Source organism: Streptomyces hilarionis (genome assembly GCF_024539675.1).
GTDB classification, from domain to species: Bacteria; Actinomycetota; Actinomycetes; order Streptomycetales; family Streptomycetaceae; genus Streptomyces; species Streptomyces hilarionis.
The window spans coordinates 1-313 of record NZ_JAHHIT010000608.1 but is presented as its reverse complement, the minus strand read 5'-3'; the positions used below and the strand labels follow the sequence as shown (position 1 = coordinate 313).

Here is a 313-nt window from a genome sequence, read left to right as displayed (position 1 = left end):
GGTTTAAAAAACCAATAGAAGACTCGCTGGTACTGCAATCGGATTATGTCTGCGCTGTATCTCCATCATTGCGAGACAAGTTCACAGCCCTTCGTTTAGATATCAGCGTCATTGGTAATGGCTACACGCCTGATGTGATTGGCGTCGAGCACAAGGGGGTCGCGGGGACTCAACGAAGTGATGAACGGGTAATTGGTTATTTCGGCCACCTCACTGACGCATGGTTTGACTGGCGCCAGGTCTTCCACCTTGCGAAAATTCGAACAGATCTCACGTTTGAAATCAGGCGCTTCGCATTTAAGGGTGTAGCTGA

At 49.2% G+C, this 313-nt stretch carries 1 protein-coding gene; it reads left to right on the top strand.

What is annotated here, in order from left to right:
* The coding region (locus KMS84_RS44330) for a glycosyltransferase family protein (protein ID WP_256921514.1) at window positions 1-313 on the top strand (313 nt) is incomplete at both ends.